The organism is Arthrobacter sp. H5 (assembly GCF_000520595.1).
Classification (GTDB): Bacteria; Actinomycetota; Actinomycetes; order Actinomycetales; family Micrococcaceae; genus Arthrobacter_D.
Genome location: NZ_KI914999.1, coordinates 1 through 9517 on the forward strand (window position 1 = coordinate 1; position 9517 = coordinate 9517).

The following is a 9517-nucleotide window of genomic DNA, read 5'->3' on the forward strand; positions in this document are numbered from 1 at the left end:
TCGCTTGGTCGATCCCCGGTTGGGGGACTTCGTCGCTTGGTCGATCCCCGCTTGCCGGGACGTGCTTACTCCACCCGGCCCGCACCCTCCGCCGGCACGACGGCGAAGATCGCCGGCGCCGTGTAGCCAGCCGATGCGAACGCGGACGTGACACTTTCGGTGACGCGGCCGACGTCGTCGTTATTGGTCAGCGCAATCGCCGAACCCCCAAACCCGCCACCGGTCATCCGCGCACCGAGGGCGCCTGCATCGCGTGCAATGTCGACGGCCAGATCAAGCTCGGGGCAGGAGATTTCAAAATCGTCCCGCATCGACGCGTGACTGGCATCCAGGAGCGGGGCAATGGCACGGGGGCCCTGCGACTCCAGCAACTTGACCGCTGCCAGCACCCTCGCGTTTTCCGTGACAATGTGGCGTACCCGGCGGAACGTTTCCTCATCGAGCAGGCCGGCGGCTTCGGACAGGTCGGACTCCGAAAGATCCCGGAGCGCGGCGACCGCCATCACATCGGCACCCACCTCGCAGGAGCGGCGGCGGGACGCGTAGCCACCCGTCGCATGGGAGTGGCTGATCCGGGTGTCGATGACGAGCATTGTGAGGCCGTCCTCCATCAGCGGAAACGGGACCAGCCGGGATTCCTGGCTGCGGCAGTCCAGGAACACGGCGTGCCCCTGGCTGCTCAGCAGCGACGCCGACTGGTCAAGGATGCCGGTGGGTGCGCCCACCATCTCGTTTTCGGCGCGCTGGCCAATCAGCACCAGCTCAGGGCCGGTGAGGCCGAGGTCAAACAGCTCGTTCGCGGCAACGGCGACGGCGCACTCGATCGCCGCCGAGGAGGAGAGTCCGGCGCCGACGGGAACATCGGAATCGAGTAGCAGGTCCATTCCCAACACCCGGTGTCCGGCCTGTTCCAGCGACCACAGGACCCCCACGGGATACACGGCCCAGCCGCTGATGTCTCCCGGCTGTAAACCTTCGAGGTCCACTTCCACAACGTCCCCGGGGGCAAAGGTGGAGCTGACCCGCACTGTCCGGTCAGTCCTTATGCTGGCCGCCACGGTGGTGAAACGATCAATGGCGAAGGGCAGCACAAAGCCGTCGTTGTAGTCGGTGTGCTCACCGATGACGTTGACGCGTCCGGGGGCACGCCATATTCCGGCAGGGGTCCGGCCAAAGCGGGCTTCGAAGCGGGTGGCGAGGTTCATGGGGTGTCCGTTCCTGTGGAAGCGGCATTCCGGAGGTTCTCAGCAACCTGCTCCGGAGTGGTGTCATTGATGAATGCTCCCATCGCGGCCTCCGAGCCGGCGAGGAACTTCAGCTTGTCTTCCGCCCGCCTGGGCGATGTCAGCTGAAGGTGAAGATAGCTCGCGGGATGGAGCTCAGGGTCCAGGGGAGCCTGGTGCCAGGCGGCGATGTACGGGGTGGGCGTGGTGTACAGGCCGTCCACGCGGGCCAGAAGGTCAAGGTAGATGCCGGTCAGCTCGTCGCGTTCGGAACCGTTCAGGGCTGCAATGTCGGGCACCCTGCGGTGGGGCACCAGATGCACTTCGAGAGGCCAGCGTGCCGCGAACGGCACAAAGGCACTGAAATGCTTTCCTTCGAGAACCATACGTTCGCCGGAAGTGCGCTCGGATTCCAGGACCGAACCCATCAGCGTCTCCCTGCCGTCAACGGAGTCGAAGTACCGTCGGGCGGTCTGCCCCATGAGTGCAGCACGCGGCGGAACAAAAGGGTAGGCGTAGATCTGGCCGTGTGGATGCAGCAGGGTGACGCCGATGTCCTCGCCGCGGTTTTCAAAGCAGAACACCTGCTTGACGCCGTCCATGGCCGAAAGGGCCTCGGTGCGGTGCGCCCACGCGTCGATGACCGTCCGCGCCCGCTCAGGTGTCAGGGAGCCGAAGGATCCTTCATGGGAAGAATCGAAGGCGACCACTTCGCAGCGGCCGTATGCCGGCGTCGTCGTTCCCCACCCCGCTTCACCGGCAGCAATGGAGGGTAGGCCGCCTAGGGCGGGCCCAAAGGAGGAGAAGCGGTTCTCGAAGACCACCACCTCGTAGTCCCGGGCTGGAATTTCGGAAAGATTGGCCGACGACGACGGACACAGCGGACACTGGTCAGCCGGCGGCAGGTGGGTGCGGGTCTGCCGGTGGGCAGCGACGGCGGTCCACTCACCGGTCAGCGCGTCATGGCGGACGTCCCCTGTCGCGCCGCGCGGGGGCAGGCCGCGCTGATCGGCGGCGGCCGCGGGACCACGGTGGGTTTCAGCGGAGCCTGCGGAGGCGTCGAAGTAGATCAGTTCCCGCCCGTCGGAGAGCCGGGTCGGTGTCACATGCGTCATGGGGCGTCCTTGGGGGTTGGGGTGATCAGTTGGGTGAGGCTGGCGTAGCCCGGGACACGGCGGTCGGTCACGATGCTGTCCACCCGGTCGAGGTGGACAACGTGGGCGAGACTGATGATGTTGAATTTGGTGTGGTCGGCCAGCAGCACCAGGCTGGCGCACTGCTGTGCGAAGGCGCGGTTGGTATCGGCTTCGGCGAGGTTGGGCGTTGTGATGCCTGCATGGAGGTCCACTCCGTGCGCGCCCATGAAGCAGATGTCAACGTTGAATCCTCGCACTGCGGCTGTGGCCAGCGGGCCAACCAGTGCCTCCGACGGGGAGCGCTCGCCGCCAGTCAGCAGCACCGTTGTGGAGGGATCGCCGAACCGGTGCAACTGATCCGCTGCGGGCAGGGAATTGGTGATCACCGTGATATTCGCCGGGAGTCGCCCGGCAAGTTGGAAGGTGGTTGTACCGCCGGTCAGCGCAACGGTCATTCCCGGTTCCACAAGCGCTGCCGCGGCGGTCGCGATGGCCAGCTTGGAGTCGAGTTCCTTCTCCGCGTTGGCCGGAAATCCGGGCTCGAGTGCGCTGAGGGATGCCCAGGTGACAGCACCGCCGTGGACTTTCCGGAGGGCGCCGGCGGCATCCAGGCCGTCGATGTCGCGGCGGATGGTCATCTCGGAGACGCCCAGGAAATCGGCCAGTTCGCTGACCCGGACGGTCTTGCTGGTGTGCAGCCGGTCCAGGATCGCTGCGTGACGTTCGGCTGCGAGCACGGCAGTCCTTGGGGTTGGTGGGTCTGTTCGCATTCTTTTAACAAAATACAACTTTTTCGAACATTATCAAACATATGCCGGTGGGCGGGTGATGCAGGGCCAGGCAAACCGCCAGCACAACTGTGAAAAGATTGATCCATGATTCGCCTCCCGCAACGGAAGACCTACTCTGCCTTCCAGAGCGCTCCCGAGACGCCCGCGGAACGCTCCCCGGGTGGGGATGTCCCTTATGCCCTACGGGTGGGTGCCGCCTGGGCATGGCGGGTGGGTCTGATCCTGTTGGTGGGCGCCCGGAGCCTGACGAAAAGGACACACAGTGACAGATTTCAGTAGGCTCGCAGTAACCCTGGCTGACGTTCAGGCGGCTCAGAAGCTCCTTGAGGGCGTCATTGCGCACACCCCGATCGAGGACTCCAGGGCATTGGGACGGCTGACCGGTTCCAAAGTGTCGCTCAAGTGCGAGAACCTGCAGCGCGCGGGTTCGTTCAAGGTGCGTGGCGCCTACGTGCGAATGGCCAAGCTCTCGCCAGCTGAACGTGCCGGTGGCGTGGTTGCTGCCTCAGCCGGTAACCACGCCCAGGGCGTGGCTGTGGCGGCGAGCCGGCTGGGCATCAGTGCCCGGATCTACATGCCGCTCGGTGTCGCGCTGCCCAAGCTCGCAGCAACACGGGGTCATGGGGCCGAAGTGGTCCTGTACGGTCACAACGTGGACGAGGCGCTCGCCGAGGCCAAGCGATACGCGGATGAAACCGGCGCCGTCTTTGTCCACCCCTTCGACAATGTGGATGTGGTTGCCGGGCAGGGCACAATCGGTTTGGAAATCCTTGAGCAGGTGCCCGACGTCGACACGATCCTCATGGGGGTGGGCGGCGGTGGCCTGCTGGCGGGCGTTGCCGTCGCTGTTAAGGCCCGCGCCCGTGAACTGGGCCGCGAGATCAGGATTATCGGTGTGCAGGCAGAGAATGCGGCGGCCTACCCGCCGTCGCTTGCCGCTGACGCCCTGGTGCCGCTACAGAAAGTCTCAACCATCGCGGACGGCATCGCCGTGGGCAGGCCCGGCCAGCTGCCCTTCTCCATCATCAAGGAGCTGGTGGATGACGTTGTCACCGTGAGCGAGGACTCGCTCGCCAGGGCCCTCATCTTCCTGCTGGAGCGCTCCAAGATGGTGGTGGAGCCCGCGGGCGCGGTGGGCGTCGCAGCCCTGCTCGATGGCAAACTCACCGAAAACGGGGCCAACCCGGGGAACACCGCCGTCGTTCTCTCCGGCGGAAATATCGACCCGATGCTGATGCTCAAGGTGATTCAACGAGGTCTGGCGGCCGCCGGCCGGTATCTGGTGGTGCGCATGCTCCTCGATGACAGGCCAGGTTCCCTGGCCACCATTTCGCGCATCATTGCCGAATCCGATGCGAATGTCACCGGCGTGGACCACACCCGCGTGGGCGGATCGATCAGCATGGGAGACGTGGCCATCACGATCAACATGGAAACCAAGGGGGAGGAGCACTGTGAGCTGGTACTGGGGAACCTGCGCGCTGAAGGCTTCCAACCCCTGGTCATTCAAGGCTGAGGGGCGGCCATGCTTGCAAGGAGAGCACAAAGCGGACTGGTGACCGTTGCGGTGTTGGCGGCGGTCCTTTGGGCCGTACAGATCATCAACGTGCTGACCGGTTTTGCGCTGGTGCGCTGGGTGGGCATAGAACCCAGGCGGTTCGAAGGGCTCGACGGCGTCATCTTCGCGCCGCTGCTTCACGCTGACTTTGGCCACCTGTTGAGCAATACGCTTCCGCTGCTGGTTCTGGGCTTCCTGGTGCTGCTTGAAGGCGCCAAGAGGTTTGCAATTGCCCTGTCGACGAGTTGGCTCACCTCGGGGGTGGGTGTGTGGATCTTCGGAGGAGGCATCACCATCGGCGCATCAGGCCTGGTGTTTGGCCTGTTTGCCTACCTGCTGGTTCGCGGCTTCTATAACCGCAGCTGGAAGCAGCTTGCTCTTGCCGCCGTGTTGTTCCTCATGTACGGGTCGGTGCTGTGGGGCATCCTGCCGCGGTTCGGCACCAACATCTCCTGGCAGGCCCACCTGTTCGGTGCCGTGGGCGGCGTGCTGGCCGCGTTGATCATGAAAAAGCGGCCGGTCCCCTCCAGGAGACCGACCGCCAATTCACCATGGCCTAACTAGCCCGCGTACGGCTTCGCGGAGAGTATCTCAACGGTGATGTCCTTGCCGTTCGGAGCGGTGTAGGTGACCTTGTCCCCGGCCTTGTGGCCCTGGATCGCAGCGCCCAGCGGTGAACGTTCGCTGTAGACGTTAATGTCGGTGTCGCCGGCCACCTCGCGGCTGCCCAGAAGGAAGGACTCCTTGTCCCCGGCGATCTTCGCCTCAACCAGCATGCCGGGCTCCACAATTCCGTTGTCTTCGGGTGCCTCGCCTACATGGGCGTTGTTCAGCAGCTCCGTGAGTTGCCGGATCCTCGCCTCGGCCTTGCCCTGTTCTTCCTTGGCCGCGTGGTAGCCGCCGTTCTCCTTCAGGTCCCCTTCCGAGCGTGCCTGCTCGATGCGGGCAACAATCTCGGTGCGGCCCGGTCCGGAAAGGTGTTCCAACTCAGCCTTGAGGCGGTTGTAGGACTCCTGCGTGAGCCATGCAACGGATGGACTGTTGGTGGGCACGGGCATCTCCTTAGGTACGTCCGAGAGCCACAGGTGCGGCTTCGGGATGGAAAACTTTGCTGTTGGTCGGGGCCCAGCAGGGATGCCAACAAGCAAAGACCCCGCCTGCTGATGACCTCTATTCCCTGAAGTTCATCTGCGGGGCGGGGTGGAACGTATTGACTCATTGTAGTCAGCAACCGTCAATAACCCAAGAGACGCGCTGACGGACGGCTTAAGGGGACTCCACCATCCAGCAGGAATTGACGCCACCGGTCACGCCCGGTGACTCTGTCCGCAGCTCGGTGCTGTGCGCCGTCGTGCGTCCGTTGTCAATGCCGTCATCCGCGTTGGTGGGGCCGATGGTGACCACTTTCCAACCCACGATCGCGTAGGACTCGTTGAGCACCTGAATGGCGCACTGGGTGGTGGCATCGGGATCCTTGGTGACATCAAAATCCACCCGCGCCGACGTTGGGCCCGGTATGTTGAATCCGACATCCTTGAAGGTGACCGGCTTGATCCCGGTCATGAGGCTGAAGAGCGCAGTCCCTATGACGGCCACCGCAAGAACGGTCCAGATGATCCGCCGCTTTGCACTGCTCTTCAGGGATGGCTTGGGGGCACCGTAACGGTTGGCTACTCTTGGTATTGGCGCGTGGTCGGTGCTCATCACCTCCATTTTACCCGCCGTCCGTTTGACCGTCTGCCAGTATCCGTTTCATCGCGAAGTCAGCGAAAGAGTTCAGGAGCATTCATTGCCCAGCCCGGAGTATCCCCCTTCCATGACAGGTTTCCGCCTGCTCGCCGTGCATGCGCACCCGGATGACGAGTCCAGCAAAGGCGCGGCAACCATGGCGAGCTACGCCGCAGCCGGCGTGTCGGTCATGGTTGCCACCTGCACCGGGGGAGAGCGCGGCGACATCCTGAATGAGGAGGTGGCCCACGAGCCCTACGCGCTCAGGGACCTCGCGGGGCTGCGGCGCCTCGAAATGGCCAACGCCGCGGATGCCCTTGGAATCGATCAGCGGTGGCTGGGATTTGTGGATTCCGGTCTGCCGGAGGGGGACCCGCTCCCGGCGCTTCCCTTCGGCTGCTTTGCGCTGCAGCCGTTGGAGCGGGCCGCCGCGCCCCTGGTCCGGTTGGTCAGGGATTTCAAGCCGCACGTGATTCTCAGCTACGACGAAAACGGCGGGTACCCTCACCCGGATCACATCATGGCCCACAAGGTGGCCGTCGAAGCCTACGAAGCGGCAGCTGACCCGGCGCTCTACCCGGGTACAGGTGAGCCGTGGGCACCGTCAAAGCTCTACTATGACCGCGCTTTCAATCCCGAACGCTTTCGTGCACTCCACTTTGCGCTGGAGGAAGCGGGGCTGCAGTCACCGTATGCGGAACGCATCGCGGCGTGGCTGGAGGCTGACGCCGAGGGCCATCAGCCCGCGGCGCCCACGCATAAGACCACCACCCAAATCGATTGCGGTGATTTCTTTGAACACCGTGACCGCGCGCTCCTGGCGCATCGGACCCAGATTGCTCCTGGCAGCTTCTTCTTCGCAGTGTCCGCCGATATGCAGCGCCGGGTCTGGCCATGGGAAGACTATTCGCTGATCCATTCGCGGGTGGACCATGAGCTGCCGGAGAGCGACTTCTTCGCGGGAGTGGACGCGGGCATAGAATAATCTCGGCGGAATGCCCACAATCCGCCGTCGCCGTCGAAAGTAGTGCAACGTGTCTTTCCTGCTCAACCTGGCTGCCGCTGTGACTCCGGAGCCGGGTGATGAACCGTCCCTTCGGCCTGGTTTGGACCCCAGCCAGGTCACGCCGGGCACGCTCGGCTTCCTTGCCACGCTGTTCCTGGTGGTGGCAGTCATTTTCCTGATCCGCGACATGGTCAAGCGGATCCGGCGGGTGCGCTACCGGGCGCTGGCCGAGGAAGAGGCCCAGCAGTTGCGTGAGCGTTCGGAAGAGGTCCCATCGGAGGAGCCCGGCGCTCCGGAAGTTGATACGCGCCCGGTTCCCGGCGGCAAGCACGGGCCGGACGCGCCCTAGCCCATGGCAGAGCGGCTGCGTGGCGAAGCATCGGCCTATCTGCGCCAGCATGCGGACAACCCGGTGGACTGGTGGCCGTTTGGCGATGAGGCGTTTGCCGAAGCCGAACGCCGGAATGTTCCGGTCTTCATCTCCGTGGGTTATGCGGCCTGCCACTGGTGCCACGTGATGGCACACGAGTCGTTCGAGGATGCGGACACCGCCGCCCAGCTGAACGGTGGGTTTGTCAGCATCAAGGTGGATCGTGAGGAACGCCCCGACGTTGACGCCGTCTACATGGCCGCCACCCAGGCAATGACCGGCGAGGGCGGCTGGCCGATGAGCGTCTTCGCACTTCCCGATGGGCGCACCTTCTTCGCCGGCACCTACTTTGGTCCCCGCGCCATGCCCGGGCGGCCGTCCTTCCGCCAGGTCCTTGACGCGGTCAGCGATGCCTGGACCAACCGCCGTGCCGAAGTGGACAGCAGCGCAGCCCGGCTGGCGGGGAGCCTGGGAGCCGCGCAGCGGCAGGCCGGCGGCCTGCTTCTCAACGCGCACGACGACGGCGCCCACGCCTTTGATCCCACGGCGTTGTCTGGCGCCGTGGATGCGCTGGCAGCGCAGGAAGATCCTGTCCACGGTGGATTTGGCAGCGCACCCAAGTTCCCGCCGTCGTCGGTCCTTGCCTTCCTGCTGGCCAGGTCACGTTCGGGCGCAGACGATGCCGCCGGAACAGCCGCCGGCCTGGCGGACCGTGCACTCGCGTCCATGGCGGTTTCCGGTATCCATGACGTGCTGGGCGGCGGATTTGCGCGCTACGCGGTGGACCGTGCGTGGGCCGTGCCCCATTTCGAGAAGATGCTCTACGACAACGTGCAACTGCTCCGGTTGTATGCGAGGTGGTCGGTCGACGCAGGCACCGATGACTTGCGCGGGCTCGGCGCCCGCGCAGCCAGGGGCGTTGCCGGCTGGATGCGCTCGGAGCTCACCGTGCCCGGAGGAGCATTTGCCTCCTCACTCGATGCTGACACCCTGGTGGACGGCCAGCGCGTGGAGGGCGGAACCTACACCTGGACGCGGGGGGAAATCGACGGTCTTTTAGGTGGAGAAGCCGCGGCCGTGATGGATCTGTTCGATCCGCGGGCCGGGCGGATGGAGGACGGGCAGTTCACACTGCACCCCGGCAGGGCCTGGAACAGCACAGAGCAGGAACTGTGGGACTCGGTGTCCGGCAGGTTGATGGATGCGCGCAGTCTCCGCCCGCAGCCCGCACGGGATGACAAGGTGGTGGCCGGCTGGAATGGCCTTGCCGTGGCTGGGCTTGCCGATGCAGGTGCCCTCCTGGGCGACGCGTCATTGATCGGGTCAGCGGAGCAGGCGGCCGGGTACCTGCTGCGCGTGCACTGGGACGGTGCAGTGCTGCGCCGGGTCTCGCATCACGGTGAATCCCGTGGAATTGAGGGTCTGCTGGAGGACTACGCGGGGTGTGCCGAGGGCTTCTTCGCCCTGTACGCAGCCACCGGGGAGCCGCGCTGGTACCAGGCCGCCCAGGAGTTGCTGAACGCGGCTGTCTCCAAATTTGTCCGGACGGACGGCACCATTGGCGATCTGAGCGAACCCGTTGGCCCGTTGCTGTCCGCGCAGGCCGCTGAGCACGCCGCGGATCCGCTGGACAACGCAACACCCTCGGGCGTCGCGTTGTTTGCCGGCGCTCTGCTGACCTCTGCCGCCTATAGCGCCTCCGCCG

10 protein-coding genes are annotated in these 9517 nt (G+C 64.9%); 5 read left to right on the forward strand and 5 right to left on the reverse strand.

The annotated features are described in order from the left end of the window. Positions 1-65: 65 nt before the first annotated feature. From galK to Y708_RS0112305, 3 genes are read right to left on the reverse strand one after another with little or no spacing between them, the layout of a single operon-like run. Positions 66-1205 carry a galactokinase gene (gene galK / locus Y708_RS0112295; protein ID WP_028280168.1) on the reverse strand — a complete coding sequence of 380 codons (1140 nt, stop codon included), beginning with the start codon at positions 1203-1205 and terminating at the stop codon, positions 66-68. Then, positions 1202-2338: a galactose-1-phosphate uridylyltransferase gene (gene galT / locus Y708_RS0112300; protein ID WP_028280169.1), complete on the reverse strand. Its 1137-nt coding sequence runs from the start codon at positions 2336-2338 to the stop codon at positions 1202-1204. The genes galK and galT overlap by 4 nt, the downstream gene beginning before the upstream one ends. Then, on the reverse strand, positions 2335-3096 hold the full coding sequence (locus tag Y708_RS0112305) for a DeoR/GlpR family DNA-binding transcription regulator (RefSeq protein ID WP_028280170.1): 762 nt from the start codon (positions 3094-3096) through the stop codon (positions 2335-2337). Before Y708_RS0112305 ends, galT begins: the two co-directional genes overlap by 4 nt. Before the next feature lie 316 nt (positions 3097-3412). Between Y708_RS0112305 and ilvA the strand changes: the two genes are divergently transcribed. Continuing rightward, on the forward strand, positions 3413-4666 hold the full coding sequence (gene ilvA, locus Y708_RS0112310; RefSeq protein WP_028280171.1) for a threonine ammonia-lyase: 1254 nt from the start codon (positions 3413-3415) through the stop codon (positions 4664-4666). 9 nt (positions 4667-4675) lie between these two features. After that, positions 4676-5272, forward strand: coding sequence for a rhomboid family intramembrane serine protease (locus tag Y708_RS24710; protein WP_051478953.1), 597 nt, complete (start codon positions 4676-4678; stop codon positions 5270-5272). Here Y708_RS24710 and greA read toward each other — a convergent pair. Next, complete coding sequence (greA, locus tag Y708_RS0112320) at positions 5269-5766, reverse strand: transcription elongation factor GreA (RefSeq protein ID WP_028280172.1); 498 nt, start codon at positions 5764-5766, stop codon at positions 5269-5271. The two genes, Y708_RS24710 and greA, sit on opposite strands and share 4 nt — an antisense overlap. Before the next feature lie 208 nt (positions 5767-5974). After that, positions 5975-6412, reverse strand: coding sequence for a DUF4307 domain-containing protein (locus tag Y708_RS0112325; RefSeq protein ID WP_028280173.1), 438 nt, complete (start codon positions 6410-6412; stop codon positions 5975-5977). 112 nt (positions 6413-6524) lie between these two features. On the opposite strand from Y708_RS0112325, the gene mca reads away from it, so the two are divergent. The 3 genes from mca to Y708_RS24715 form a co-directional block, all read left to right on the forward strand. Then, positions 6525-7421 (forward strand): mycothiol conjugate amidase Mca, encoded by an 897-nt coding sequence (gene mca / locus Y708_RS0112330; RefSeq protein ID WP_028280174.1) that lies wholly within the window; start codon positions 6525-6527, stop codon positions 7419-7421. A gap of 49 nt (positions 7422-7470) precedes the next feature. Next, positions 7471-7791 carry a hypothetical protein gene (locus Y708_RS0112335; protein ID WP_028280175.1) on the forward strand — a complete coding sequence of 107 codons (321 nt, stop codon included), beginning with the start codon at positions 7471-7473 and terminating at the stop codon, positions 7789-7791. 3 nt (positions 7792-7794) lie between these two features. Then, positions 7795-9517, forward strand: a 1723-nt coding sequence (locus tag Y708_RS24715; protein ID WP_051478954.1) for a thioredoxin domain-containing protein, incomplete at its 3' end; no start/stop codon positions are given.

Bases quoted from the DNA above. Each gene is read 5' to 3' on its own strand.
- Y708_RS0112325 (WP_028280173.1), bottom strand. From the start codon at position 6,412: ATGAGCACCGACCACGCGCCAATACCAAGAGTAGCCAACCGTTACGGT.
- galT (WP_028280169.1), bottom strand. From the start codon at position 2,338: ATGACGCATGTGACACCGACCCGGCTCTCCGACGGGCGGGAACTGATC.
- mca (WP_028280174.1), top strand. From the start codon at position 6,525: ATGACAGGTTTCCGCCTGCTCGCCGTGCATGCGCACCCGGATGACGAG.
- Y708_RS24710 (WP_051478953.1), top strand. From the start codon at position 4,676: ATGCTTGCAAGGAGAGCACAAAGCGGACTGGTGACCGTTGCGGTGTTG.
- galK (WP_028280168.1), bottom strand. From the start codon at position 1,205: ATGAACCTCGCCACCCGCTTCGAAGCCCGCTTTGGCCGGACCCCTGCC.
- greA (WP_028280172.1), bottom strand. From the start codon at position 5,766: ATGCCCGTGCCCACCAACAGTCCATCCGTTGCATGGCTCACGCAGGAG.